Annotated in this window: 18 protein-coding genes; 11 read left to right on the top strand and 7 right to left on the bottom strand. The window is 72.3% G+C overall.

Features of this window, described 5'->3' with window-relative positions; all coding sequences use genetic code 11:
* Positions 1 to 93 precede the first annotated feature (93 nt).
* From mltG to IE145_RS28270, 3 genes are all read right to left on the bottom strand, one after another.
* Positions 94 to 954, bottom strand: coding sequence for an endolytic transglycosylase MltG (mltG, locus tag IE145_RS28280; protein WP_189528273.1), 861 nt, complete (start codon positions 952 to 954; stop codon positions 94 to 96).
* 414 nt (positions 955 to 1,368) lie between these two features.
* Entirely contained in the window at positions 1,369 to 1,980 is a 612-nt protein-coding gene (locus IE145_RS28275; protein WP_189528272.1) for a hypothetical protein, read from the bottom strand.
* A 39-nt stretch (positions 1,981 to 2,019) separates the two neighbouring features.
* Entirely contained in the window at positions 2,020 to 3,837 is a 1,818-nt protein-coding gene (locus IE145_RS28270; RefSeq protein ID WP_189528271.1) for an ABC transporter ATP-binding protein, read from the bottom strand.
* Between the two features lie 113 nt (positions 3,838 to 3,950).
* Between IE145_RS28270 and IE145_RS28265 the strand changes: the two genes are divergently transcribed.
* The 5 genes from IE145_RS28265 (at position 3,951) to IE145_RS28245 (ending at position 13,035) form a co-directional block, all read left to right on the top strand.
* Positions 3,951 to 4,478 (top strand): MarR family winged helix-turn-helix transcriptional regulator, encoded by a 528-nt coding sequence (locus IE145_RS28265; protein ID WP_189528270.1) that lies wholly within the window; start codon positions 3,951 to 3,953, stop codon positions 4,476 to 4,478.
* Positions 4,479 to 4,531: 53 nt separating this feature from the next.
* Positions 4,532 to 7,486: an FAD-binding and (Fe-S)-binding domain-containing protein gene (locus IE145_RS28260; protein ID WP_189528269.1), complete on the top strand. Its 2,955-nt coding sequence runs from the start codon at positions 4,532 to 4,534 to the stop codon at positions 7,484 to 7,486.
* A gap of 265 nt (positions 7,487 to 7,751) precedes the next feature.
* Positions 7,752 to 9,236 carry a Gfo/Idh/MocA family protein gene (locus IE145_RS28255; protein WP_189528268.1) on the top strand — a complete coding sequence of 495 codons (1,485 nt, stop codon included), beginning with the start codon at positions 7,752 to 7,754 and terminating at the stop codon, positions 9,234 to 9,236.
* 155 nt (positions 9,237 to 9,391) lie between these two features.
* A complete protein-coding gene (locus IE145_RS28250) occupies positions 9,392 to 11,257 on the top strand; it encodes an ABC transporter transmembrane domain-containing protein (protein ID WP_189528267.1) in 1,866 nt (621 codons plus the stop codon).
* Positions 11,254 to 13,035 carry an ABC transporter ATP-binding protein gene (locus IE145_RS28245; protein ID WP_189528266.1) on the top strand — a complete coding sequence of 594 codons (1,782 nt, stop codon included), beginning with the start codon at positions 11,254 to 11,256 and terminating at the stop codon, positions 13,033 to 13,035. Before IE145_RS28250 ends, IE145_RS28245 begins: the two co-directional genes overlap by 4 nt.
* Before the next feature lie 120 nt (positions 13,036 to 13,155).
* Here the strand turns inward: IE145_RS28245 and IE145_RS28240 are convergent, their stop codons facing one another.
* Entirely contained in the window at positions 13,156 to 14,718 is a 1,563-nt protein-coding gene (locus tag IE145_RS28240) for a fused MFS/spermidine synthase (RefSeq protein WP_189528265.1), read from the bottom strand.
* Positions 14,719 to 14,940: 222 nt separating this feature from the next.
* Between IE145_RS28240 and IE145_RS28235 the strand changes: the two genes are divergently transcribed.
* Together IE145_RS28235 and IE145_RS28230 are read left to right on the top strand one after the other, a co-directional pair.
* Complete coding sequence (locus tag IE145_RS28235) at positions 14,941 to 15,972, top strand: phosphotransferase (RefSeq protein WP_189528293.1); 1,032 nt, start codon at positions 14,941 to 14,943, stop codon at positions 15,970 to 15,972.
* Positions 15,973 to 16,098: 126 nt separating this feature from the next.
* Positions 16,099 to 17,460 (top strand): NAD(P)/FAD-dependent oxidoreductase, encoded by a 1,362-nt coding sequence (locus tag IE145_RS28230; protein WP_097876852.1) that lies wholly within the window; start codon positions 16,099 to 16,101, stop codon positions 17,458 to 17,460.
* Positions 17,461 to 17,506: 46 nt separating this feature from the next.
* Here IE145_RS28230 and IE145_RS28225 read toward each other — a convergent pair whose 3' ends face one another.
* Entirely contained in the window at positions 17,507 to 19,042 is a 1,536-nt protein-coding gene (locus IE145_RS28225; RefSeq protein ID WP_189528264.1) for an ATP-dependent DNA ligase, read from the bottom strand.
* Between the two features lie 83 nt (positions 19,043 to 19,125).
* Positions 19,126 to 19,917, bottom strand: a complete 792-nt coding sequence (locus tag IE145_RS28220) for a metal-dependent hydrolase (RefSeq protein WP_093810416.1) — start codon at positions 19,915 to 19,917, stop codon at positions 19,126 to 19,128.
* A 138-nt stretch (positions 19,918 to 20,055) separates the two neighbouring features.
* Here IE145_RS28220 and IE145_RS28215 point away from each other — a divergent pair, with 138 nt between their 5' ends.
* Positions 20,056 to 22,569: a DEAD/DEAH box helicase gene (locus tag IE145_RS28215; RefSeq protein ID WP_189528263.1), complete on the top strand. Its 2,514-nt coding sequence runs from the start codon at positions 20,056 to 20,058 to the stop codon at positions 22,567 to 22,569.
* A gap of 34 nt (positions 22,570 to 22,603) precedes the next feature.
* Positions 22,604 to 23,470: an acyl-CoA thioesterase gene (locus IE145_RS28210; RefSeq protein ID WP_189528262.1), complete on the top strand. Its 867-nt coding sequence runs from the start codon at positions 22,604 to 22,606 to the stop codon at positions 23,468 to 23,470.
* A 13-nt stretch (positions 23,471 to 23,483) separates the two neighbouring features.
* Here IE145_RS28210 and IE145_RS28205 read toward each other — a convergent pair whose 3' ends face one another.
* Complete coding sequence (locus IE145_RS28205; RefSeq protein WP_189528261.1) at positions 23,484 to 23,738, bottom strand: DUF6011 domain-containing protein; 255 nt, start codon at positions 23,736 to 23,738, stop codon at positions 23,484 to 23,486.
* A 167-nt stretch (positions 23,739 to 23,905) separates the two neighbouring features.
* Between IE145_RS28205 and IE145_RS28200 the strand changes: the two genes are divergently transcribed.
* Positions 23,906 to 24,871, top strand: coding sequence for a DUF389 domain-containing protein (locus IE145_RS28200; protein WP_189528260.1), 966 nt, complete (start codon positions 23,906 to 23,908; stop codon positions 24,869 to 24,871).
* A 20-nt stretch (positions 24,872 to 24,891) separates the two neighbouring features.
* Complete coding sequence (locus IE145_RS28195) at positions 24,892 to 26,355, top strand: DUF2252 domain-containing protein (protein WP_189528259.1); 1,464 nt, start codon at positions 24,892 to 24,894, stop codon at positions 26,353 to 26,355.
* Positions 26,356 to 26,359 lie beyond the last annotated feature (4 nt).

Raw genomic sequence — 26,359 nt, 5'->3', positions numbered from 1 at the left:
CCTCCCGCCGCCTGGCCCCCTTCCTCACCCCGCCGCCCTCGCGCGGCCTTTCCTCCGTCGCCAGGTTCGGTCAGGCCGTCGCGGCGGAGCCGGTCAGCCCGTCGTGGCGGAGCCTCGGCTGCGGTTGAACTCCTCGACGTTCCGCTGCTGCTCGTCGTAGCTGTCGGTGAACCGGGTGTCGCCGGGGCCGACCGTGACGAAGTAGAGCCAGGGGCCGGGGGTGGGCCTGATGGCCGCGCGCAGCGCCTCCTCCCCCGGATTGCCGATGGGCGTCGGCGGCAGGCCCTTGGTCCGGTAGCTGTTGTACGGGCTGTCCAGCTGGGTGTCGGCGGTCGTCGTGTCCAGGGTGGAGCGCTTCAGGGCGTAGTTGATGGTGGAGTCCATCTGCAGCGGCATGTCCTTGAGCAGCCGGTTGTAGACGACCCGGGCGACCTTGCCCATGTCGGCCGGGGTGTCGGCCTCGGCCTGGACGATGCTGGCGATCGTGACCGTGTCGTAGACGGAGACGTTGTTGCGCTGGGCCCCCGCCGTGACATGGTCCGCGGCGAAGTGCTTGCGGGCGGTGTCGGCCATGTAGCGCAGCAGGCCCGCGGGCTCGGTCGTGTCGTCGATCGGATACGTGGCCGGGAAGAGATATCCCTCGGGGTTGCCCTCGGCCTGGGCGGGCAGCTTCAGGTCCACCGTCGACGCGGCCTTCAGCGTGCTGCCGGGCTTCAGGTCGAGCGCCTTGTCGACCGCTTCGTACACCTGCGAGACGCGACGGCCTTCGGGGATCATCAGCGTGCTCTGCGGGCTCTCCCGCTTCTTCGGCGGCTCGTCCGATCCGGTCAGGGACAGCGGGATCAGGACCGCGGCCGACACGACGAGCAGCGCGCCGACGGCCAGAACGATCTTTCCGCGGCGGGTCGGGCGGAGTCTGCGACGGGGGCGGGCGTCCGGGGACTCGTTCACCATGCGCGCACGTTAACCCGGGGTGCGAGCCACGGCCGGTAGCCCGACCACGGCGTCGGCACCGGCGACACGAACGCCGTACGGCAGCGGACCAAACACCCGTAGCCGGAACACACGAACAAGGGATCGGGTGTTCGCTGGAACGCGTGATCGTCAGGGGATTCGTTGCTCTTCACTCGTCCGGGGCGTGATGATTGCAGAGCGCAGTCAACGGGCTGCAGACCGCTACTGCGCAGTCCCACAGATGCACCACGTACAAGGAGAAAGACCAGATGAACTTCCTGACCAACCTGCTTGCCGGCGTCGTCCACTTCGTGGGTTGGCTCGTCTGACCATTGCTCCGCCCGGCGCCGTCGCTCCCCGTCCCACGGGAGCGGCGGCGCCGCCGTGTGTGCCGCGTGTACGGAGCCGGTCGGCTCAGCCGGCCGACGCGGCCGGTCCCGTGAAGGGCGGCAGCGCGGCGAACTCGGGCGCCACCGTCACCGCCGCCGTAAGGGTGTCGAGCGTCCGGCGGACCCGGGTGAGCGGGTGGTCCGGGAACTCCGTGTCCCACTGAGCGTGGTCCGCCGCGTGGAAGGGCAGCCCGCCCCGGACCTCGGGGGCGTAGGGGTGCGGCCGGAAGTACTGGTCGGGCCCGAGCTTGGCCATCACCACGGCTTCCCGCATGCCCGTCATGCCGCGCTCCGCCGCCTGGATCTTCACCACGGTGCTGCATCCGGCGCGCGGCACCGTGAAGCTGCCGATGAACGCCTGGCCGCTGGGCTGGTTCGGCAGCGGCAGTTTGAGTATCTGCCGCAGGGCGGGCAGCTCGCCCAGGCGCTTCACCGATGCCTCGATGAGTCCGCCGCCCGCCCGTGCGGTGAAGTGGGTCAGCCCGTGGCGCAGGGCCGGGCCGTCGTCCAGCGCGGCCGGCAGGTCCGGCGGCAGGTCGAAGAAGTGCAGCGACAGCACATCACCGTGGTCGTTCAGCCAGGTGCCGGTGTCGACTGTGCGGTAGCCGGGAAGTTCCACCCCGAGGAGAGCTCTCATGCGCGGCGATCATGCCGTATGCCCGGCACGCCGGTGACGTCAGGGGGCGGGGACCGGGGCCGGGTGGGAGTCGCGGCGGATCAGGGCGGCGTAGCGGCCGTCGCGTGCGAGCAGTTCCTCGTGCGTGCCGCGCTCGGCGATCCGGCCGTCCTCCAGGACGACGATCTGGTCCGCGTCGCGGACGGTGGAGAGCCGGTGCGCGATGGTGAGCGTGGTCCGTCCGGCGGACAGGGCGTCGATCGCCTCCTGCACGGCCTGTTCCGTACGGGTGTCGAGCGCGCTGGTCGCCTCGTCGAGGATCAGCACCGGAGGGTCGCGCAGGATCGTGCGGGCGATGGCGAGCCGCTGCTTCTCGCCGCCCGAGAAGCGGTAGCCGCGCTCGCCGACCATGGTGTCGTAGCCGTCGGGCAAGGAGGCGATGTGGTCGTGGATCTGCGCGGCGCGGGCCGCGGCCTCGATCTCCTCGTCGGTGGCCGCCGGCTTGGCGAAGCGCAGGTTGTCGGCGACCGAGGCGTGGAAGAGGTATGTCTCCTGGGAGACGACGCCGACGGCCCGGGCCAGGGTGTCGAAGTCCAGGTCGCGGACGTCGGTGCCGTCGAGCGTGACCCGGCCGCCGGTGACGTCGTACAGCCGGGGCACCAGGTAGCTGAGGGTGGACTTGCCCGAACCGGTGGATCCGACGACCGCGAGGCTGTGGCCCGCGGGGACGGTCACGTCGATACCGGTCAGCGTCGGGCCGTTCGTCGCGTCGTAGCTGAAGTCGACGTTCTCGAAGGCGATCTCGCCGCGGATCTTCTCCAGGCGGACCGGATTCTCCGGTTCGGTGATGTCCACCGTGAGGTCGAGGTATTCGAAGATGCGCTGGAAGAGGGCGAGAGAGGTCTGCATCTGGACGCCCGTGGAGAGCAGGCTCACCGCAGGGCGGAACAGCCCCTGCTGGAGCGTGACGAAGGCGACGAGCGTGCCGATGGAGACGGCGGCGGCTCCGGACGCGAAGGTGAGTCCGGCCGCCCAGTAGATGACGGCGGGCATGGCGGCCATCACGATGCCGATCACGGACATCCGCCAGCGGCCGGCCATGTTGGAGCGCACTTCCAGGTCGACCAGGCGCTCGGACTCCTCCGCGAAGCCCTGGGCGAGGGAGTCGGAGCGGCCCATCGTGCGACCGAGGAGGATGCCGCTGACCGAGAGGGACTCGGTGACCGTGGCGGCCATCGCGGCCATCTGTTTCTGGCGCTGGGTGGTGATCTTCTTGCGTTCCCGGCCGACGCGGCGGCTGATCGCGACGAAGACCGGCAGCAGGAGCAGCGAGACGACGGTGAGCCGCCAGTCGAGGGCGAGCATGGCGACGACGGTCGCGATGACGGCCGTGAGGTTGGAGACCAGGGAGGTCGCGGTGGAGGTGACCGTCGCCTGCATGCCGCCGATGTCGTTGGCGATGCGGGACTGGACCTCGCCCGTGCGGGTCCGGGTGAAGAAGGCGAGCGGCATCCGCTGGAGCTGCGTGTAGACGGCGGTGCGCAGGTCGTGCATGACACGCTGGCCGACTGTGGTCGAGATGAGGGTCTGGAGCACGCCGAAAACGCTGGTCATCACGGCGGTGAGGATCATGCCGAGCGCCAGCAGGGTCAGCAGGCCCGTGCGTCCCTGCGGGATGGCGGTGTCGAGGATCTCGCGCAGCAGGAACGGCGAGGCGACCCCGACCAGGGAGGACGCGCCGACCAGCAGGCCGACGACGGCCAGGCGGCCGCGGTAGGGACGGAAGAGGCGGAGGATGCGGCGCACCTCGGCGGGCGGCCGGTCGGCGTCGGTGCGGGCATCGGGCGGGGGCGTCCACGTGGGTTCGTCGGGTTTCATGGGCTCCTTCGTCGGGCGTGAGGCGGAGCCGGGCAGTCCCGGCTCCGCACAGTGAGAGCCTAGCTCATTGTTACCTGTACTCACAATGAACCAGGTCCTGGTATTGTTCCCGTATGGACGCCCCGGATTCCCCCGACCCCTCTGACCCCTCACATCCCTCCCACCCCTCCGACTCCCCTGACGCGCGGGACTCGCCGGACTCGCCGGACTCGCGGGACGGCTTGCTCGCCGAGCAACTGCTGCGGCTCACCCGCCGGCTGCACCGGATCCAGCGCCGCCAGCTGGATCCGATGGACATCACTCCGGCCCAGTTCCGGCTGTTGCGGACGGTCGCGAGTTACGACGCGGCCCCCCGGATGGCGGATCTGGCCCGACGGCTCGACGTCGTCCCGCGCGCCGTGACCACGCTGGTCGACGCCCTGGAGGCGAGCGGCCGGGTGCGCCGCGCCCCGGATCCCGACAGCCGCCGGGTGGTCCGCATCGAGATCACCGACCAGGGGCGCGCCACACTGCGGTCCCTGCGCAGCGCGCGCCGGGCCGCCGCAGAGGAGATCCTGGCTCCATTGACCGCCGATCAGCGCGAGGTGTTCGGTGAGCTGCTGTCCGCTCTGGTCGACGGAATGCCGGAGCGCCACTGCTGAGCGGCGTTGCCGCGTGCCACCGCTGAGCGCCGAGCCGAGGGGAAGGCCGACACATGCCGCTGCTGGAGCCCGACCCGGAAGCCCTGCGTCCCGGAACGGCGCGGAAAGCCGCCCCCGACCGGGTGACCGACGGCAGCGCGGGCGGCACCCCGGAGCCGCTGCGGAGCGAGCTGACCGCGCTGCTCGGCGCGGACAAGGTGCTGTGGAAGATCTCCGACCTCGTGCGGTACGCCTCCGACGCCAGCCCCTACCGCTTCCTCCCCCGGGTCGTGCTGGTCCCCGAGGACCTCGACGACGTGTCCGCGATCCTGTCGTACGCCCATGGCAAGGGCCGTTCCGTGGTGTTCCGGGCCGCGGGCACCAGCCTCAACGGCCAGGCGCAGGGCGAGGACATCCTCGTCGACGTACGCCGTCACTGGACCGGCGTCGAGGTGCTGGACGGCGGGGCGCGGGCCCGGATCCTGCCGGGCACCACCGTCATGCGGGCCAACGCCTCCCTCGCCCGGTACGGCAGGCTGCTCGGCCCCGACCCGGCCAGCGCCATCGCCTGCACCCTCGGCGGGGTCGTCGCCAACAACGCCTCGGGCATGACGGCGGGCACCACCCGCAACTCCTACCGCACGCTCGCCTCGCTCACCTTCGTCCTGCCGAGCGGCACCGTCGTCGACACCGCGGACCCCACCGCCGACGAGGAGCTGGCCCACGCGGAACCGGCGATGTGCGCGGGGCTGCTGGAGCTGAAGGCGGAGATCGAGGCGGACGCGGAGCTGACCGCCCGGATCCGCGCCAAGTACACGATCAAGAACACCAACGGTTATCGCCTGGACGCCTTCCTCGACGGGGCGACGCCGGTACAGATCCTGCGGGGGCTGATGGTCGGCTCCGAGGGGACGTTCGGCTTCATCTCCGAGGTCGTCTTCGACACACTGCCGCTGGACCGGCGGGTCTCCAGCGCCCTGCTGTTCTTCCCCTCCCTCACCGCCGCCGCGGCCGCCGTGCCCCGGTTCAACGAGGCCGGGGCGATCGCCGTGGAGCTGATGGACGGCAACACCCTGCGCGCCTCCGTCAGCGTGCCGGGCGTTCCGGCGGACTGGACGGCGCTGCCCCGGGAGACGACCGCGCTCCTGGTGGAGTTCCGGGCGGCCGACGAGGCGGGCCTGGCGGCGTTCGAGCGGGCGGCGGACGCGGTCGTGGCCGGGCTGGACCTGGTCCGTCCGGCGGCGTCCGTGACCAACGCGTTCACCCGGGACGCCGGGACGATCGCCGGGTACTGGAAGGCCCGCAAGGCGTTCGTGACCGCCGTCGGCGGTTCCCGGCCCTCCGGCACCACCCTGATCACGGAGGACTTCGCGGTGCCGCCCGCCCGGCTGGCGGACGCCTGCGCCGCGCTGCTGGAGCTCCAGTCCCGCCACGGCTTCGACGCCGCCGTGGCGGGCCACGCGGCACACGGCAATCTGCACTTCCTCCTCGCGTTCGACGCGGCGAAGCCGGCGGACGTGGCCCGGTACGACGCGTTCATGCAGGAGTTCTGCGCGCTGGTGGTGGACCGGTTCGACGGGTCCCTCAAGGCGGAGCACGCCACCGGACGCAACATCGCGCCGTTCCTGGAGCGCGAGTGGGGTCCGCGCGCCACCGAGCTGATGTGGCGGACCAAGCAGGTCATCGACCCGGCGGGGGTGCTCGCCCCGCGCATCGTGCTGGACCGGGATCCGCGGGCCCATCTGCGGGGTCTGAAGACCATTCCGAAGGTGGAGGCGGTCGCCGACCCGTGCATCGAGTGCGGCTTCTGCGAACCGACCTGTCCCAGTGAGGATCTGACGACCACCCCGCGCCAGCGGATCGTGCTGCGACGGGAGATGATGCGGCAGACCGATGGCTCACCGGTGGAGTCCGGCCTGCTGGACGCGTACGGCTATGACGCCGTGGACACCTGCGCCGGGGATTCCACCTGCAAACTCGCCTGCCCGGTCGGCATCGACACCGGGGCGATGATGAAGGGCTTCCGGCACCGCCGGCACACCCCGCGCGAGGAGCGGATCGCTGCCCTCACCGCGAAGAACTTCCGGGCGGTGGAGGCCTCGGCGCGGCTGGCCGTGGCGGCGGCCGACGCCGTCGGGGACCGGGTGGGGGACGCTCCGTTGCAGGCCGTGACACGGCTCGCCCGCAAGGCCGTGCGCCCCGATCTCGTACCGGAGTGGCTGCCGCAGATCCCCGGTCCGGCGGCCCGGCGGCTGCCGGACACGGCACGCGTCGGGGCGAGCGCGGTGTACTACCCGGCCTGTGTCAACCGCATCTTCGCCGGGCCGGACGACGGCGACGCGGGGCCCCGACTCTCGCTGGCCGAGGCGGTGGTCGCCCTGTCCGGGCGGGCCGGAAAGCCGGTGTGGATCCCCGACGACGTCACAGGGACGTGCTGCGCGACGATCTGGCACTCCAAGGGGTACGACGCGGGCAACAGGATCATGGCGAACCGGATCGTGGAGGCCGCCTGGGGCTGGACCGCGGGCGGGACGCTGCCGCTGGTCGTGGACGCGTCCTCGTGCACGCTCGGTATCGCCGAGGAGGTGGTGCCCTGCCTCACCGAGGTCAACCGGGCGCTCCACCGCGAACTGACCGTCGTGGACTCGCTGGTGTGGGCGGCCGAGGAGCTGCTGCCGCGTCTGACGGTGTTCCGGACGGCCGGCTCGGCGGTCCTGCATCCGACCTGCTCGATGGAACATCTGGGTGATGTCGGGCAGTTGCGGGCGCTGGCCGAGGCCTGCGCGGCGGAGGTCGTGGTCCCGGACGACGTGGGGTGCTGCGCCTTCGCGGGCGACCGGGGCATGCTGCACAAGGAGTTGACCGATTCGGCGACGGCCAGGGAGGCGGCCGAGGTCGGCCGTCGGCCCTACGACGCCTATCTGTCGGCGAACCGGATGTGCGAGATCGGCATGGAACGCGCCACCGGGCATCCGTACCGCTCGGCGCTGATCGAACTGGAACACGCCACCCGCCCGACTCTCCCGTGAGTCGGTGACAGTGGCGTCAACGCCCCCGCCTGGCCTGCACAGATGAGCGTTTGAAGGCCCCGATTGGTTGCACCAGTCGGGGCTTCGGCGTGCCATGAGAAAAGTCCAAGGTTTGAGGACAGGAGTCCAAATACTTCCCTTGCGCACCATCAGCCTCACCCTCCAGGGTCCTTACCGAGCCCCGGTCCCGCCCGCCCGTATCCGTACGGCGGGACCGGGCGCGCTCGCGCACCGTCAGAACCCCCAAACCCCACCTGGAGGCTCGATGAACGACGACGCCCGGCCCGCACCGGAACCGCAGGACATCCCCCCGCGCAGCGGCGCGGCCGACGAGGTGAACCGGCAGGATCCCAGCCGCCGTTCGGTGCTGTGGACCACGGCGGGCGTGGCCGGGGCCGGGCTCGGCCTCGGGGCACTGGGCGCGGGCACCGCGTCGGCGGCCGGGCGGGGTGCCCCCGACGCCGTCGCCGCCGCGGAAGCCGTGGCCGCCGCCCCTCCCTGGCAGGGCCGCACCATGGCGGGCGTGCCCTTCGAGCGGCGCTCCACGGTCCGGGTCGGCATCATCGGCCTCGGCAACCGCGGCGCCAGCATGATCGGCCTCTTCCTCGCCCTCCCGGGCGTCCAGGTCAAGGCGGTGTGCGACCCGGTCCGGGACAAGGCGGAGAAGGCCGCCAAGAAGGTGACGGCCGCCGGTCAGCCCGCACCCGCGATCTACGCCAAGGACGAGCACGACTACGAGAACCTCTGCAAGCGCGGGGACATCGACTTCGTCTACGTGGCGACGCCGTGGGAGCTGCACTTCCCGATGGCGAAGACGGCGATGCTCAACGGCAAGCACGTCGGGGTGGAGTGCCCGATCGCGATGCGCCTGGAGGAGCTGTGGCAGCTCGTGGATCTCTCCGAGCGCACCCGGCGGCACTGCATGCAGCTGGAGAACTGTTGTTACGGCAAGAACGAGATGCGGGTGCTGCGGATGGCGCACGCGGGTCTCTTCGGCGAGTTGCAGCACGGCGCGGGGGCCTACAACCACGATCTGCGTGAGCTGATGTTCGACCCCGACTACTACGAGGGTCCGTGGCGGCGGCTGTGGCACACCCGGCTGCGCGGTGACCTCTACCCCAACCACGGGTTCGGTCCGGTCGCCAACTACATGGACGTCAACCGGGGCGACCGGGTCGTCAGCATCAGCAGTGTCGGCACCACCGCCCTGGGGCTCGCCGCGTACCGCGAGGAGCACATGGAGCCGGACGACCCGAGGTGGAAGGAGTCCTACATCGGGGCCGACCGGACGATCAGCCTCGTGCAGACCGCCAAGGGCCGGGTGATCCGGCTGGAGCACGACGTGTCGTCGCCGCACCCGTACTCGCGGATCAACAGCCTCGGCGGGACCCGGGGCGTGTTCGAGGACTACCCGGCGCGGATCTATCTGGAGCCCACGAACACGAACCACCAGTGGGACGACTTCACGAAGTACGCCGAGTGGGACCACTGGCTGTGGAAGGAGCACGCCAATCCGCCGGGCGGCCACGGCGGGATGGACTACATCATGGTGTTCCGCCTGATGCAGTGCATGCGGCTCGGTCTGGTGCCCGACTTCGACGTGTACGACGCGGCGGTCTGGACGGCTCCCGTGCCGCTGAGTCATCTGTCCGTCAAGGCCAGGGGCGTGCCCCTGCCGATCCCGGACTTCACCCGGGGCGAGTGGAGGAAGGCCCGGTCCGGCATGGACTCGGAGAAGCCCGCGGAGTGACGTCTCCGGGGTCCCGGCCCTGCTGGGCCCGGGACCCCGCAGGGCGGGGCGACCGGAAAAACCGGTTGCCCCGGAACGGGACGAACAGGGAGCCTTGCACGTCACCCCGTCTTCGAGGTCCGTCCGGATCTCCGTTTCACGAGCCCTGGGACGTCATGCAGATTCGCGACCTTCCGTATTCGGATCCCGGCGACCCCGATGTCCGTTCGGGCCCTCGCTTCCTGTTCTGGCTCGGGCGCAATCAGCTCGGCGGGCAGCTGAAGTCCCTCTCCTGGGGACTGCTGCACCAGCTCGGCATCGCCGGTCTGCCGGTCACCGTCGGGCTCGCCGTGCAGGCCGTCATCGACCGCTCCGGTGGTCGGCTCGCCCTGGCGGGCGGCCTCATCGTGGCCCTCGGCGTGCTGATCGCCGTCGGCGACACCATGCTCCACCGGACCGCCGTGACCAACTGGATCACCGCCGCCGCGCGGGTCCAGCAGCTGCTCGCCCGCAAGACCGCCGAGCTGGGTTCCGCGCTGACCCGCCGGGTCGCGGCCGGTGAGGTCGTGGCCGTGTCGACCGGTGACGTGGAGAAGATCGGCTGGTTCGTGGAGGCGCTCTCCCGGTTCGCCGCCGCGGCCACCGCCCTCGTGGTGATCTGCGTCGGCCTGGCCTTCTACCTGCCGTCCCTCGGACTGATGGTGGCGCTCGCCATGCCGGTGCTGGCCCTGGCCGTGCTGCCGTTGCTGCCCCGCGCCACCCGCCGCGCCGACGAGCAGCGCGAGAAGGCGGGCAAGGCCACCGAGCTGGCCTCGGACACCGTCGCCGGGCTGCGGGTGCTGCGCGGCATCGGCGGCGAGGAGCTGTTCCTCGGCCGCTACCGCCGCGCCTCGCAGGAGGTCCGCCGCGCGGCCGTGCGCTCGGCCCGGATGTGGGCGCTGATCTCGGCGGTGCAGGTGCTGCTGCCGGGAATCCTGCTGATCTCCCTGGTCTGGTACGGGGCGACCCTCGCCCGGGACGGCCGCATCGACGTCGGCCAGCTCGTTACGGTCTACAGCGCGGCCACCCTGATGCTGTTCCCTCTTCGCCACTTCGAGGAGATCGCCATGGCGTACTCCTTCTCGCGGCCGTCCGCCCAGCGTGCGGTGCGGGTGCTGTCGCTGCACCGCAGTGCGCAGGAGGCCACGGTGGAGGGCGTGACGCCCACCGGTGATCTGTACGACCCGGCGACCGGGCTGATGGCCCCGCGCGGGCGGTTCACCGCCGTGGTCTGCGGCGACCCGGACGAGGCGGGCCGGCTGGCCGAACGGCTCGGCGGGCACGCGGCGACCGGCGAGGAGGACGACCGGGCTGCCGCCTCGCCTCCGTCGGTGCTGCTCGGCGGGGTCGCCCTGGACGAGATCCCGCTGGAGGCCGCACGGGCCGCGGTCCTGGTCCAGGACAAGGACCCGGTGCTGCTGTCCGGCACGCTCCGGGAGCTGCTGGACGTCCCGTCCTCGGGCCTGGTCACCGCGGACGCGGCGCTTCAGGCGGCCCAGTGCGGCGATGTGCTGAGCGCCCTGGCCCAGGCGTCCGCCGGCAACGACGGGGACCCGATGCGGACCCGGATCACCGAGCGCGGCCGGTCCCTGTCCGGCGGTCAGCGCCAGCGCCTCGCGCTGGCCCGGTCCCTGGTCACCGACCCGGAGGCACTGGTGCTGGACGAGCCGACCTCCGCGGTCGACTCGCACACCGAGGCACGGGTCGCCGCCGGGATCGCGAAGCTGCGCCAGGGGCGTACGACGGTGGCGTTCGCCTCGTCACCGCTGCTGCTCGACGCCGCCGACCGGGTGGTCCTCGTCCACGAGGGCACGGTCGTCGCCGTGGGGGCCCACCGCGACCTGCTGCGCACCGAACCGCGCTACCGGGCGGTCGTCACCCGCGAGACCGACGACGAGGCGGCCGCCGCGAACGCGGTGAACGGCGTCGGCGACGTCCCCACCGTCAGGAGCGACGGCCTCCCCGCCATGAAGAGCATCGAGGAAATCGAGGAGAGGGCATGATCGGCGTCGCACCCCCGGCGTACGACCCCGCGGCCCCGGAGTCGGCGACGACGCTGCCCGTGGGCACACCGACGACCGTGCGGAGTTACGTACGGAGTCTGCTGCGCCGGCACCGCAGGGCGTTCACCGTCCTGATCGCGGTCAACGCGGTGGCGGTGGTCGCCTCGATCACCGGTCCGTATCTGCTGGGCGGTCTGGTCGAGGACCTCTCGGCCGGGGTCACCGACCTGCATCTGGAGCGTACGGCCGCGATCTTCGCGGTGGCGCTGGTCGTCCAGGTCGTGTTCACCCGCTCCATGCGGCTGCGCGGCGCGATGCTGGGCGAGGAGATGCTCGCGGATCTGCGCGAGGACTTCCTCGTCCGGTCCGTCGGGCTGCCGCCCGGTGTGCTGGAGCGGGCCGGGACGGGCGATCTGCTGTCCCGGATCACCACGGACATCGACCGGCTGGCGAACGCGATGCGCGAGGCCGTGCCGCAACTGGCGATCGGCGTCGTGTGGGCGGGGCTGCTGCTCGGCGCGCTGACGGTGACCGCTCCCCCGCTGGCGCTGGCCGTGCTCATCGCGCTGCCGGTGCTGATCGTGGGATGCCGCTGGTACTTCCGCCGGGCCCCCTCGGCGTACCGCTCGGAGGCCGCCGGTTACGCCGCCGTCGCCGCGATGCTCGCGGAGACCGTGGATGCCGGGCGGACCGTGGAGGCGCACCGCCTCGGCGACCGCCGGGTGGCGCTGTCGGACCGGCGGATCGAGGAGTGGACCGCGTGGGAGCGGTACACGTTGTTCCTGCGCTCGGTGCTGTTCCCCGTCATCAACGCGACGTACGTGACGATCCTCGGCGCGGTCCTGCTGCTCGGCGGCTGGTTCGTGCTGGAGGGGTGGCTGACGGTCGGGCAGCTGACGACGGGGGCGCTGCTGGCCCAGATGATGGTCGACCCGATCGGTCTGATCCTGCGCTGGTACGACGAGCTCCAGGTCGCCCAGGTGTCGCTGGCGCGGCTGGTCGGCGTCCGGGACATCGAGCCGGACGCGGGCGACGCCGAGGTCGGCCCCGACGGCCGGGACGTACGGGCGGACGAGGTCCGCTTCGGGTACCGGGAGGGCGTCGACGTCCTGCACAAGGTGTCGCTCGACGTGGCTCCGGGCACCCGGCTCGCCCTGGTCGGCCCGTCCGGTGCGGGCAAGTCGACGCTGGGCCGGCTGCTGGCGGGTATCTACGCACCGCGCACCGGTGAGGTGACGCTCGGCGGGGCCGAGTTGTCGCGGATGACGGCGGAGCGGGTCCGTGAGCATGTGGCCCTGGTCAACCAGGAGCACCATGTGTTCGTCGGTTCGCTCCGGGACAATCTGCGCCTGGCCCGTGAGGGGGCGAAGGACGCGGAGTTGTGGGCGTCGCTGGCCGCGGTCGACGCGGACGGCTGGGCGAGGGCGCTGGAGAAGGGGCTGGACACCGAGGTCGGTTCGGGCGGGTTCGCGCTGACTCCGGCGCAGGCGCAGCAGATCGCGCTGGCCCGGCTGGTGCTGGCCGATCCGCACACGCTGGTGCTGGACGAGGCGACCTCGCTGCTGGACCCGCGGGCCGCGCGCCATCTGGAGCGTTCCCTGGCCCGGGTGTTGGAGGGCCGTACGGTGGTGGCGATCGCGCACCGGCTGCACACCGCGCACGACGCGGATGTGATCGCGGTCGTGGAGGACGGCCGGATCAGCGAGCTGGGCAGCCATGACGAGCTGGTGGCGGCGGGCGGCGCGTACGCGTCGCTGTGGCGGTCCTGGCACGGGTGAGGCTCGCCGTCCGAACGGCCCGGTTGCCCGCCCGAACGGCGGGGCGACCGGGCCGTTCGGCGTCACCGGGACGTCCTGGATGTCACCCAGCCGGTCGGGCCTGACCGAGCCGTCCGGAGGTCATCGGGCCGCTGGGACGGGGTGGGGCTGGAGGAGCTGGTCGACGGGCGCGTGGTCGTCGGTGAGCACCCGGGCGTTCCCCGTCCAGGCGGTGAGGGTGTCGCCGGTGGCGATCCTCCAGCCGACGTCCCGGGCGTCCATGGCTTCCTGGATGGCGGGGGCGTCGAGGGGCCGGGCGGAGGCGACGACCACCATGTTGCCGCCGACGACCGAAGCCGTGGGGTCCAGGCCGATGTCCGCGGGCCGCCCGAGGAGCGCGACATGCCGGAAGGTCGCGGCGAGGGTGGCCACCTCGGCGCGGGCGAAGGCGAGCCGGCCGTGGTCGATGAGGTTGGTGACGTACAGACCGTCCGCGTCGAGCGCCCGGCGTACGTCCTTGAGCGCCTGGGACGTCGTGAGGTGCCAGGGCGCGCTGACGCCCCCGAAGGCGTCGCCGACGACCAGGTCGTGGCTGCCCTCGGCGAGCCGCCGCAGGCCGAGACGCCCGTCCTCCACGCGTACGTCGATGCCGGTCGCGGCAGGGGTGCCGAGGCCGAGCCGGTCGTGGTCGATGCGGACGACCCCGGGGTCGATCTCGGAGACGAGGCTGCGGGTTCCGGGGCGGGTGGCCGCGAGGTAGCGGGGGAAGGTGAGACCGCCGCCCCCGATGTGGTGGGCGGTCAACGGCTCACCCTCGGGGAAGGCCGTGTCGACCACGGACGCGAAGGCGCGTACGTAGGCGAACTTCAGGTACTCCGGGTCCTCGACGTCGACGTAGGAGTGGCGCAGGCCGTCCAGGACGAGTGTGCGGCCGCTGTCCCGCTCGGGGTCCGCGACGACCCGGGCGCAGTGGTAGCGGGTCTCCGCGTCGCAGCCGCCGGGGGCGAACCCGGTGGCGAGGGTGCCGACGGCGACGGTGGCGAGGGCCACGGCCGAGGCGCACCGCCACCGCCCGGCCCGCCATCCGACGAGGGCCGCCCCGAGCACCAGCAGCGTGCCGAGGCCGATCAGGATGGAGCTGACGGGCAGCCGCGTGACCAGGACGAATCCGGTGAGCACGGTGCCGACGATGGCTCCGAAGGTGCCGACGCCCGACAACCGCCCGACAACCGTCCCGGTCTCGGCGAGGCTGGTGAGTCGCAGCTTCGTGACGAACGGGGTCACCGCGGAGAGCAGCGCGCCCGGCACCAGGAGGGTCGCCGCGGCGACCAGCAGGAGCAGCGCGGGAGACCACTCGGCGGTGGTGCGGAGCAGGAGGGGGGTGAGCGCGACGACCACGCCCGACACCCCGAGGGCGGGGGCGATGAGCCGGTGCGGGTCGACCTGGTCCGCGATGCGCCCGCCGAGCCAGGAGCCCAGGGCGATGGCGGTCAGCGCGATGCCGATCACCAGCGTGCTGGTCTCCAGGGTGAGACCGAGGTAGGGGGCCAGCAGCCGCAGGGCGACGATCTCGACCACGAGGACCGCGGCCGATGACCCGAACACGAGGACCGCGGCGGCACGGGATCCCAGCCCCTGGTCGCGGGGCGGGGCGTCGGCCACGGGAGGGTCGTCGGCCACGGGCGAGGAGGGCGAGGTGGTCACCGCAGCATCCTCGCACGGGGCGGGCGGCCGAACTCCCGCTGCTCCAGGGGCCGGAGGGGGGCAGGGCCACCGATCCGGGCAGGGCGGGAACGGGTGTTCCCGGAAATTGCGGTGCGCTCGCGTCGGGGCCGGTGATCCCATGATCGGATGCACAGAGACGAGAATCCCGTGTCCGACGCGACCACGAACGCCGTGGCCGGACCCGGCACGGCCACGGCCGCCGTGGCCGGTGAGACCGCGACCGGGCCCGATACGACCACGACCGTGGACCGGGGGCGCTTCCCGGACGCCGTGTCGCCCTGGGAGGACCCGGTCTGGCGGGCGGAGGCCGTCGCCTGGGTGACCGAGGGCCTCGCCGCTCACGGGCTGGTGGAGACGGGGCCCCGGGCGGTGCGGCTGCGTCCCTGGTCGGTGCTGGTGCGGCTGACCGTCGCCGGTCCCGCGCCCGTGTGGTTCAAGGCCGTTCCGCCCGCCGCGGCCTTCGAGGCGGGGCTCACCGAGGCGCTGGCGCGCTGGGTCCCGGCCCAGGTCCTGGCCCCGCTCGCCGTCGAGGCGGCACGGGGCTGGACGCTGACCCCGGACGGCGGTCCGGTGCTGTCGGAGGTCCTCGACGGGCGGCCCGGCGGCCCTGACCCCCGGTACTGGGAGGAGCCGCTGCGCCAGTACGCCGCGATGCAGCGGGAGCTGACCCCGTACGCGGAGGCGATCGAGGCGCTGGGGGTTCCCGCGGCCCGGCCGCGCGACCTGCCCGCGCTGTTCGACCGGCTGGTCGCGGGGAACACCGCGCTGACGCGGGAGGACCGGGTGACGCTCAAGGCGCTGCGGCCCCGGGTGGCCGACTGGTGCGAGGAATTGGCGTCGTCGGGGGTGGCGGACTCACTGGACCACGCCGATCTGCACGAGAAGCAGTTGTTCGCACCCGTGTCCGGGCGGTACGCCTTCTTCGACTGGGGCGACGCCCTGGTCGGGCACCCGTTCTGCAGCCTGCTGGTGCCCGCCCGTGCGGCCCGTGAGCGCTGGGGCCCCGGGGTGCTGCCCCGGCTGCGGGACGCCTATCTGGAGCCGTGGACCGGCGGGGGCGTCACGGCGGCCGGGCTGCGCCGTGCGGTGAGCCTGGCATGGCGGCTGGCGGCGCTCGGCCGGGCCGCCTCGTGGGGGCGGATGTTCCCCGTACCGCCGGGTGGTCCGGGCGAGTCCGGGGACGCCGAGGGCGCCTACTGGCTGCGGGAGCTGGCGGCCGCCCCGCCCCTCTGACCGGCCCCCGTTTCACCCCTGTCAGGAGGCGGATGCCGGAGCCTCCGGTGAGGATGAGGGGTGAATCACCCGGTAAACGGGGCAGGCGAGCGCAGAACCACGCAAGCCCGAGAAGGGACGCAGATCGTGGCACCACCAAGGATTCTCGTCGTCGGCGCCGGCTTCGCAGGCGTCGAGTGCGTACGCCGTCTGGAGCGCAGGCTCGCTCCGGGCGAGGCACAGATCACGCTCGTCACGCCGTTCTCGTACCAGCTGTATCTGCCACTGCTCCCCCAGGTGGCCTCCGGGGTGCTCACGCCGCAGTCCGTGGCGGTGTCGCTGCGCCGCAGCCGCCGCCACCGGACCAGGATCGTGCCGGGCGGGGCGATCGGCGTGGACACGCAGGCCAAGGTCTGTGTGATCCGGAAGATCACGGACGAGATCGTGAACGAGCCGTACGACTACCTCGTGCTGGCGGCGGGCAGCGTCACCCGTACCTTCGACATTCCCGGGCTGCTGGACAACGCCCGGGGGATGAAGACGCTGGCCGAGGCCGCGTACGTACGGGATCACGTCATCGCCCAGCTGGACCTGGCGGACGCCAGCCACGACGAGGCCGAGCGGGCCTCCCGGCTCCAGTTCGTGGTGGTCGGCGGCGGTTACGCGGGGACGGAGACGGCCGCCTGTCTCCAGCGTCTGACGACCAACGCGGTGAAGCACTATCCGCGACTGGACCCGCGGCTGATCAAGTGGCATCTGATCGACATCGCGCCCAAGCTGATGCCGGAGCTCGGTGACAAGCTCGGCCTGGCCGCGCTGGAGGTGCTCCGCAAGCGGAACATCGAGGTGTCGCTCGGGGTGTCGATCGCCGAGGCGGGTCCGGAGGAGGTCACGTTCACCGACGGCCGGGTGCTGCCCTGCCGGACACTGATCTGGACCGCCGGGGTGGCCGCCAGCCCGCTGGTCGCCACGCTCGGCGCGGAGACGGTGCGCGGCCGGCTCGCCGTGACCCCGCAGATGAAACTGCCGGGCGCGGACGGGGTGTTCTCGCTCGGCGACGCGGCCGCGGTGCCCGACCTGGCGAAGGGCGACGGGGCGGTCTGCCCGCCCACCGCGCAGCACGCGATGCGCCAGGGCCGGGTGCTGGCGGACAATCTGATCGCCTCGGTGCGCCACGAGCCGCTCAAGGACTACGTGCACAAGGATCTGGGGCTCGTCGTGGACCTCGGCGGCAAGGACGCCGTGTCCAAGCCGCTGGGCATCGAGCTGCGCGGGCTGCCCGCGCAGGCGGTGGCCCGGGGCTACCACTGGTCGGCGCTGCGGACGAACGTGGCGAAGACCCGGGTCATGACGAACTGGATGCTGAACGCGGTCGCCGGTGACGACTTCGTACGGACCGGGTTCCAGTCCCGCAAGCCGGCGACGCTGCGGGACTTCGAGTACACGGACGTGTATCTGACGCCCGAGCAGATCAAGGAGCACACGGCGGCGACGGTCATCAAGCACTGACCCGCCGGGCCCTGTACGAGCGCGCCCCTTCAGCAAGGGGGCGCGCTCACTGCTGCCGGGACAGCACCGTCTCCACGGTGTCCGCCTCCTGGGCGGTCTTGTCGTCGCGGTAGCGCAGGACGCGGGCGAAGCGGAGGGTGACCCCGGCGGGGTAGCGGGTGGAGCGCTGGAGTCCGTCGTAGGCGATCTCCACGACGAGTTCCGGACGTACGGTGACGACGTGGCCGTCGTCGTCGGTGGCCAGCTCGCCCAGCTTCTCGGTCTGCCACTCCAGCAGGGCGTCCGTGAGCCCCTTGAAGGTCTTGCCGAGCATCGCGAACGTACCGTCGGGGCGGCGTGCGCCCAGGTGCAGGTTGGAGAGCTTGCCGGTGCGCCGGCCGCTGCCCCACTCGACGGCCAGCACCACCAGGTCCAGGGTGTGCACGGGCTTCACCTTCAGCCAGGACGCGCCCCGGCGGCCCGCGCTGTAGGCGGCGGCCAGGTCCTTGACGACGACGCCCTCGTGGCCGCGTTCGAGGGTGTCGGCGAGGAACGCGTCCGCCGCCGCGCGGGCCCCCGGGTCCTGTGCGTCGGGGACGAGGGTGCGGCGGACCCGCAGGTGCTCGGGAAGGAGCCGGGCCAGGGCGGCGTGGCGGTCGGTGAAGGGCAGGTCGAGCAGGTCCTCGTCGTCGACGAGCAGCGCGTCGAAGAAGACCGGGACGACGGGCACCTGCGCCGCCGCCTCCGCCACGTCCCGCCGGGAGCCCACCCGGGAGGCGGTCTCCTGGAAGGGCCGGGGTCTGCCGCCCTCCCCCAGGGCGATCACCTCGCCGTCCAGGATGAAGCGGCCGGCCGGAAGCTCGGCGACGGCGGCGGTCAGTTCGGGCAGCCGGTCGGTGATGTCGTCGAGGGTCCGGGTGTAGGCGCGGATCCGGTCGCCGTCCCGGTGGACCTGCACCCGGATCCCGTCGAGCTTCTCCTCGACCGCGCACGCGCCGAGTCTGTCGAGGGCCTCGCCGACCGAGGCGGCGGTGTGCGCCAGCATCGGCTGGACCGGCCGCCCGGCCGTGAGCCGGAAGGCGGCGAGCGCCTCGGGCCCGTCCGCGAGGAGGACCCCGGCGACCTCCTGGAGCGATCCGGCGAGCATCACGGCGCGCCGGACGTCGGCGGGCGGGGCGTCGGCGGCGCGGGCCAGGGCGTCGGCGGCGAGGGCGTCCAGGGCCCCCTGGCGCACCTCGCCGGTGAGCAGGGCCCGCAGAAAGCGCTGTTCGTCCTCGGTGGCGGCGGCGAACAGGGCGCGGAGGTGTTCCTTGCGCCGGGCCTGGGAGCCGGGTCCCGAGAGGGCGGCGAGGGCGGTCAGCCCGGCGTCGACGCCGGTGACGGTGAGGGTGGGTTCCGCCGCGGGCTCCACCGGGTCGCCGAGGGAGCGCCACCCCACCCCGATCCGGCCCTGGGGCAGCCGTCCGGCGAGGTACGGGATGACGACGGGGACGTCCTCGGGACCGGCGTCCCGGAAGAGTCCGGCGAGGAGCGCCACCTTCTTGGAGCGGGCGGAGGTGGCGGCGACCTCCAGGGACACCTGGGCGAGCTCGGCGAGCAGCATGCGCCCATGGTGCTACGGGGCGGAGCGCGCCGCCCGCCGGAAGAGCGCCGGACGCGCCGGACGTCCGCCGTGCGCCCGGTGCGTCATATGTAGTTGAGGGCGGCGGCCCCGCCCACTCCCCCGAGGACCATGAAGGCGGGCATCAGCACCTTCATCTCCACCCAGCTGCCGGCCCGGAAGCGCATGGCCTTCGGCGGGCCGATCGGGTACCAGCGCTTGCGGCCGATCGGGATGGGCCACAGGATCGGGCAGCCCGAGACGGTCAGGGCGTCGCCGATGTCGTGGACGAGGGCACCCAGCACGATCGGCAGGCCGAGCCAGAGGTACTCCTGGCCGGGGGCGTCGAAGAGCCAGTCGGCCCCGTGGCCGGGCTTGTCCAGGACGCCCGCGAGGATCCACGCGCTGGTCGCGCCGAGCAGCCACACCAGGACGTCGCTGGAGACGCGGGCGGCCCGCCACAGCAGGCCCTCGACGGCGAGCACGAGGTGGACGAAGAGGATCACGAGGACGGCCCAGCGGCCGCCGGTGATCGCGGCCACGGAACAGCCGCCGCCGATGAGGACGGCCCACAGCCAGGTGTGGGTGAGGGTGCGGTGCCCGCCGGTCCTGCGGGGGTCCCCTGCGCTCTTGGTGGCCTTGTAGACGGCGTAGGAGAGCTTGTCGACGATCTCGCAGAGGGCTTTGGAGACCGGCCCGAAGGCGCGCGAGATGGTCGCGGACTTGTGGTCGAGGTCGGGGGCGAGCGCGGCTCCCGCGCAGATCAGCGCCCCGACGACGAGGACGGGCCAGGGCATCGTGTGGCCCGCGGCGGCGGCCGCCGCACCCACCCCCAGCCAGGCCGCTGCCCCTGACAGAGAGTGTGCCGGCCCCATCATGGTCTTTTCCCGCCCCCAGTGGTTCGTGCGCCCATCACCGGTGCGGCGCGGGCAGGTTGAGTCCGCAGCGTACCGTCCGTGATCTTCGTGCCGTCCGCCGGTTCCCTCATCCGGGCGGAAGACAGGCAAGATGGGGGCGTGACCCTCATCGACCAGCTTCCCCAGACCGCCGACCCGGACGCCCTCTTCGAGGCCTTCTCCTCATGGACCGAGAGCCAGGGCATCACGATGTACCCGGCTCAGGAGGAGGCGCTGATCGAGGTGGTCTCCGGGGCGAACGTGATCCTGTCCACTCCGACCGGCTCGGGCAAGAGCCTGGTGGCGGCGGGCGCGCACTTCACGGCGCTGGCCCAGGACAAGGTCACCTTCTACACGGCGCCGATCAAGGCGTTGGTGTCGGAGAAGTTCTTCGACCTGTGCAAGCTCTTCGGCACCGAGAACGTCGGCATGCTCACCGGTGACGCCTCGGTCAACGCGGACGCCCCGGTGATCTGCTGCACGGCCGAGGTGCTGGCCTCCATCGCGCTGCGCGACGGGAAGTACGCCGACATCGGCCAGGTCGTGATGGACGAGTTCCACTTCTACGCCGAGCCGGACCGGGGCTGGGCCTGGCAGATTCCGCTGCTGGAGCTGCCGCAGGCGCAGTTCGTGCTGATGTCGGCGACGCTCGGCGACGTCGCGATGTTCGAGAAGGACCTGACCCGCCGTACCGGCCGCCCCACCTCGGTGGTGCGCTCGGCGACCCGCCCGGTGCCGCTGAGCTACGAGTACCGCTTCACGCCGATCACCGAGACGCTCACCGAGCTGCTGGACACCCGGCAGTCGCCGGTCTACATCGTGCACTTCACGCAGGCGGCGGCCGTCGAGCGGGCGCAGTCGCTGATGAGCATCAACATGTGCACGAAGGAGGAGAAGGAGAAGATCGCCGATCTGATCGGCAGCTTCCGCTTCACCACCAAGTTCGGCCAGAACCTCTCCCGTTACGTGCGCCACGGCATCGGGGTGCACCACGCGGGGATGCTGCCGAAGTACCGCCGGCTGGTGGAGAAGCTGGCCCAGGCGGGGCTGCTGAAGGTGATCTGCGGGACGGACACGCTCGGCGTCGGCGTCAACGTCCCCATCCGTACGGTGCTGTTCACGGCGCTCACGAAGTACGACGGGAACCGGGTGCGGACCCTGCGCGCGCGGGAGTTCCACCAGATCGCGGGCCGGGCCGGGCGGGCCGGGTTCGACACGGCCGGGTTCGTCGTGGCGCAGGCCCCCGAGCACGTCATCGAGAACGAGAAGGCGCTGAAGAAGGCGGGCGACGACCCGAAGAAGAAGCGCAAGGTGGTCCGCAAGAAGGCCCCGGAGGGCTTCGTGGCCTGGTCGGAGTCGACGTTCGACAAGCTGATCCAGTCCGAGCCGGAGCCGCTGACCTCGCGCTTCCGGGTCACCCACACGATGCTCCTCGCGGTCATCGCCCGCCCGGGCAACGCGTTCGAGGCGATGCGGCATCTGCTGGAGGACAACCACGAGCCGCGGCGGGCGCAGCTGCGGCACATCCGGCGGGCCATCGCCATCTACCGATCGCTGCTGGACGGCGGGGTGGTGGAGCAGTTGGACACCCCGGACGCCGAGGGCCGCATCGTGCGGCTGACGGTCGACCTCCAGCAGGACTTCGCGCTGAACCAGCCGCTGTCCACGTTCGCGCTGGCCGCGTTCGACCTGCTGGACGCCGAATCCCCGTCGTACGCGCTGGACATGGTCTCGGTCGTCGAGTCGACGCTGGACGATCCCCGGCAGATCCTGGCCGCCCAGCAGAACAAGGCGCGCGGCGAGGCCGTGGGGCAGATGAAGGCGGACGGGGTCGAGTACGAGGAGCGGATGGAGCGGCTCCAGGAGGTCACGTACCCCAAGCCGCTGAGCGAGCTGCTGTGGCACGCGTACGACGTGTACCGCACGAGCCACCCGTGGGTGAACGACCATCCGGTGTCGCCGAAGTCGGTGATCCGGGACATGTACGAGCGGGCCATGACGTTCACGGAGTTCACCTCGCACTACGAGCTGGCCCGGACCGAGGGCATCGTGCTGCGGTATCTGGCGAGCGCGTACAAGGCGCTGGAGCACACGATCCCGGACGATGTGAAGTCGGAGGACCTCCAGGACCTGATCTCCTGGCTGGGCGAGATGGTGCGTCAGGTGGACTCCAGTCTGCTGGACGAGTGGGAGCAGCTGGCCAACCCGGAGGTGGAGACCGCCGAGGAGGCCCAGGAGAAGGCGGACGAGGTCAAGCCGGTCACGGCGAACCCGCGCGCCTTCCGGGTGCTGGTGCGCAACGCGATGTTCCGCCGGGTGGAGCTGGCCGCGCTGGACCGGGCCGGTGCGCTGGGCGAGCTGGACGGCGACTCGGGGTGGGACGAGGACGCGTGGGGCGAGGCCCTGGACGCGTACTGGGACGCGCACGAGGAGATCGGGACCGGCCCGGACGCGCGGGGCCCGAAGCTGCTGAAGATCGAGGAGGACCCGGCGCACGGGCTGTGGCGGGTCTGGCAGGCGTTCGCCGACCCGGCGGGCGATCACGACTGGGGCATCAAGGCCGAGGTGGACCTCGCGGCGTCCGACGAGGAGGGCCGGGCGGTCGTCCGGGTCACCGAGGTCGGCCAGCTGTGAACCGGCCCCTGACGCGCAACGGGAGAGGTACGGCATGACGAATCCGGCCGAGCGTCTGGTCGACCTGCTCGACCTGGAGCGGATCGAGGTCAACATCTTCCGCGGCCGCAGCCCCGACGAGTCCCTCCAGCGGGTCTTCGGCGGGCAGGTCGCGGGCCAGGCGCTGGTGGCCGCGGGCCGGACCACCGACGGGGAGCGGCCGGTGCACTCGCTGCACGCCTACTTCCTGCGGCCGGGCCGCCCCGGGGTGCCGATCGTCTACCAGGTGGAGCGGGTGCGGGACGGCCGGTCCTTCACCACCCGCCGGGTGACGGCGGTCCAGGAGGGCCGGACGATCTTCAACCTGACGGCGTCCTTCCACCGCCCGGAGGAGGCGGGGTTCGAGCACCAGTTGCCGCCCGCCCGGATCGTCCCGGATCCGGAGGAGCTGCCGACGGTCGCCGAGGAGGTGCGCGAGCATCTGGGCGCGCTGCCGGAGGCGCTGGAGCGGATGGCCCGCCGCCAGCCCTTCGACATCCGTTACGTCGACCGACTGCGCTGGACGAAGGACGAGATCAGGGACGCCGATCCGCGCAGCGCGGTGTGGATGCGGGCGGTGGGCCCGCTGGGCGACGACCCGCTGGTGCACACCTGTGCGCTGACGTACGCGAGCGACATGACGCTGCTGGACGCGGTCCGCATCCCGGTGGAGCCGCTGTGGGGTCCGCGCGGCTTCGACATGGCGTCCCTGGACCACGCCATGTGGTTCCACCGGCCGTTCCGGGCGGACGAGTGGTTCCTGTACGACCAGGAGTCGCCGATCGCCACGGGCGGGCGGGGCCTGGCGCGGGGCCGGATCTACGACCGTGCGGGGCAGTTGCTGGTGTCGGTGGTGCAGGAGGGGCTGTTCCGGCGGCTGTGATGCGGGGCTCGGCTCAGGTGCCGGGCAGCGGGTCCTGGTCGACCACGTGGCGGCGGGTGCGGATGTCCGGTGGCGCCGGGTGCAGCTTGGCGTCGCAGGACGGGCCGAGGCCGGCCCGCCGCGAGTCGGTCCCGGTCAGGGGCCGGCCGCAGAGACGGCAGCGGACGAGGCGGCGGCGCTCCGGCGTTCCGTCGTCGGCGGCCGTCTCCGCGCGGACCGCTTCGCCGGTGCCGGGCAGTGGTTCGGGGAGGCCATCGGGTGTGTGCACCCCTCGATGATCCCAGCGCCGGTGGTCGGCCGCCGACCGCCCGGGGCTTCCCGGCCGGGGCGCCCGGTTTGCCGAACCGTGCCGGTGCCGCGTTACTGGAGTGAGCCCCGGGCCGCCTGCCGGGCACAGCTCCGTGCGACGGGGCCGGGAGCCGCGGAGGTGCCGGGATGGACATGATCCACATCCGCGCGGTGAGCCCGCCGGATCTGACCGACGAGGTCGTCGGGCTGCTCTCGGCCGATCCGTGCGTGCTCAATCTGATCGTCCAGCGCGATGCCGCGCGACGCCCCGACGGCGATGCCATCGCCTGCGACGTACTGACGGGGGCGGCCAACGACGTACTGCACCGGTTGCGCGCCGTCCACCTCGACCGGCGGGGCTCTCTCGTCATCGAACCCGTCGACATGGCCTTCTCCGGCGCGGCCACGGAGGGCGGGCAGCGCGAGCTGGGGCCGCTGAGCCGGGCGCCGGTCTGGGAACAGGTCGAGGCGCGCATCAGGTCCGGGGGCCGGTACCCGCCGAGCTTCTACCTCTACCTGGTCATCGCCGGTCTGATCGGGTCGGTCGGCATCGTCACCAACTCGCAGATCCTGATCGTCGGGGCGATGGTCGTCGGTCCTGAGTACGGCGCCATCGTCAGCGTGGCGCTGGGGATCGACCGGCGCCACCGGTCGATGGTGCGCAGCGGGCTGGCCGCGCTGGGCGCCGGCTTCCTCCTCACCATCGTGGTGACCTTCCTCTTCGCCCTCCTCATCCGGGGTTTCGGGCTGGAGTCGGAGGCGTTCGAGCGGGGGCTGCGGCCCGTCTCCAACCTCATCAACACGCCGAACTTCTTCTCCGTCGCCGTCGCCACCCTGGCCGGGATCGTCGGGATCGTGTCGCTCACCGAGGCCAGGACGAGCGCCCTGCTCGGGGTGTTCATCTCCGTGACCACGATTCCGGCCGCCGCGGACGTCGCCGTCTCCACGGCTTTCACCAGCTGGTCCGATGCCCGGGGCTCCGCCATCCAGCTCTTCGTCAACGTCCTCGTGCTGATCGTGGTGGGCACGGCCGCGCTCAAGGCCCAGCGGGCGATCTGGCGGCGGATCCGGCTCCGCCGCGACCGTGAGCGCCGGATCGCCGAACAGACATGACGACCGCCGGAAGGGTACCCATGGACAGGGAAGCCGCGGCGTCACTGCGCGCCGCACCGCACGCGACACCCGCCGAACGCGCCGCGCTGGGCAAGGCCGCCCGGCAAAAGGCTCCGCGGTCGAGCCATGCGGAGTTCTCGCCGTCACCGCGTCGTCCCGATCCGCTGGCCGTCCTCGAAGCGCAGTCGGCGGAGCGGGTCCCCGAGCTGGTGCCGATCCGCTACGGCCGGATGGCGGAGTCCCCGTTCCGCTTCTACCGGGGCGCGGCGGCGGTGATGGCCGCCGACCTGTCCGGCACTCCGGTGTCGGGGATCCGGGCGCAGTTGTGCGGGGACGCCCATCTGCTGAACTTCCGGCTGCTGGCCTCCCCCGAACGGAATCTGCTCTTCGACATCAACGACTTCGACGAGACGCTGCCGGGGCCGTGGGAGTGGGACGTCAAGCGGCTGGCGGCGAGCCTCGTCATCGCGGGGAGGGCGAACGGATTCACGCACCGGGAGCGGGCCGGAATCGTCCGGGCCGCGGTCCGCTCGTACCGGGAGGCGACGGCCCGGTACGCGGGCATGCGCAATCTGGACGTCTGGTACGCGCGGACGGATGCCGAGCGGCTGCGCACGGTGGCGGCGGAGCAGTTGGGCGGGCGGGGGCGCAGGAATGTCGACCGGGCGTTGGGGAAGGCCCGGTCCCGGGACAGCCGTCAGGCGTTCGGGAAACTCGCCGAGGTGGTCGACGGGCGGCTGCGGATCGCGGCGGACCCGCCGATGGTCGTTCCGCTGACCGATCTGACGCCGGGCGTGGACCGGGACGCGGTGTTCCGGCGGTTCGACGGCATGCTGGCGGGGTACGCGCGCAGTCTGCCGCCCGACCGGCGCAGCCTCCTGGAGGACTTCGCACTGGTGGATGTGGCCCGGAAGGTCGTCGGTGTGGGCAGTGTCGGCACCCGGTGCTGGATCGTCCTGCTGCTCGGCCGGGACGGCGGGGACCCGCTCCTGCTCCAGGCCAAGGAGGCCGGCCCCTCGGTACTGGCCGAGTTCGCCGGGGCGAGCGGGTATGCGAACCAGGGCGAGCGGGTGGTCGCGGGGCAGCGCCTGATGCAGGCGGCCGGCGACATCTTCCTCGGCTGGGAGCGGGCGCAGGGCATCGACGGCCGGAGCCGGGACTTCTATGTGCGCCAGCTGCGCGACTGGAAGGGCATCGCCGAGCCCGAGTCGATGGTGCCGAAGGGGATGCGGGTGTTCGGTGAGGTGTGCGGGGCCACGCTGGCCCGCGCCCATGCCAGGTCCGGGGACCGGATCGCCATCGCCGGTTATCTGGGCGGCAAGGACGTCTTCGACCGGGCGGTCGCCACGTTCGCCGAGTCGTACGCGGACCGCAACGAGCTGGACCACCGGGCGCTGGTCGACGCGGTGGCGGCGGGGCGGCTCCCCGCGGACGGCGCGAACGGCTCCTCGGGCGCGGACGGTCTTCCGGGGCCGGGCGGCTGACCTT

The sequence above is a fragment of the Streptomyces sindenensis genome (genome assembly GCF_014649035.1).
Lineage (GTDB): Bacteria > Actinomycetota > Actinomycetes > Streptomycetales > Streptomycetaceae > Streptomyces > Streptomyces sindenensis.
The sequence above is the reverse complement of the archived record's forward strand: the minus strand, read 5'-3'. Positions and strand labels throughout refer to the sequence as shown.

Excerpts from the sequence above, each read along its gene's own strand:
- mltG (WP_189528273.1), bottom strand. The coding sequence starts at position 954 with ATGGTGAACGAGTCCCCGGACGCCCGCCCCCGTCGCAGACTCCGCCCG.
- IE145_RS28275 (WP_189528272.1), bottom strand. The coding sequence starts at position 1,980 with ATGAGAGCTCTCCTCGGGGTGGAACTTCCCGGCTACCGCACAGTCGAC.
- IE145_RS28270 (WP_189528271.1), bottom strand. The coding sequence starts at position 3,837 with ATGAAACCCGACGAACCCACGTGGACGCCCCCGCCCGATGCCCGCACC.
- IE145_RS28265 (WP_189528270.1), top strand. The coding sequence starts at position 3,951 with ATGGACGCCCCGGATTCCCCCGACCCCTCTGACCCCTCACATCCCTCC.
- IE145_RS28260 (WP_189528269.1), top strand. The coding sequence starts at position 4,532 with ATGCCGCTGCTGGAGCCCGACCCGGAAGCCCTGCGTCCCGGAACGGCG.
- IE145_RS28255 (WP_189528268.1), top strand. The coding sequence starts at position 7,752 with ATGAACGACGACGCCCGGCCCGCACCGGAACCGCAGGACATCCCCCCG.
- IE145_RS28250 (WP_189528267.1), top strand. The coding sequence starts at position 9,392 with ATGCAGATTCGCGACCTTCCGTATTCGGATCCCGGCGACCCCGATGTC.
- IE145_RS28245 (WP_189528266.1), top strand. The coding sequence starts at position 11,254 with ATGATCGGCGTCGCACCCCCGGCGTACGACCCCGCGGCCCCGGAGTCG.
- IE145_RS28225 (WP_189528264.1), bottom strand. The coding sequence starts at position 19,042 with ATGCTGCTCGCCGAGCTCGCCCAGGTGTCCCTGGAGGTCGCCGCCACC.
- IE145_RS28220 (WP_093810416.1), bottom strand. The coding sequence starts at position 19,917 with ATGATGGGGCCGGCACACTCTCTGTCAGGGGCAGCGGCCTGGCTGGGG.
- IE145_RS28210 (WP_189528262.1), top strand. The coding sequence starts at position 22,604 with ATGACGAATCCGGCCGAGCGTCTGGTCGACCTGCTCGACCTGGAGCGG.
- IE145_RS28200 (WP_189528260.1), top strand. The coding sequence starts at position 23,906 with ATGGACATGATCCACATCCGCGCGGTGAGCCCGCCGGATCTGACCGAC.
- IE145_RS28195 (WP_189528259.1), top strand. The coding sequence starts at position 24,892 with ATGGACAGGGAAGCCGCGGCGTCACTGCGCGCCGCACCGCACGCGACA.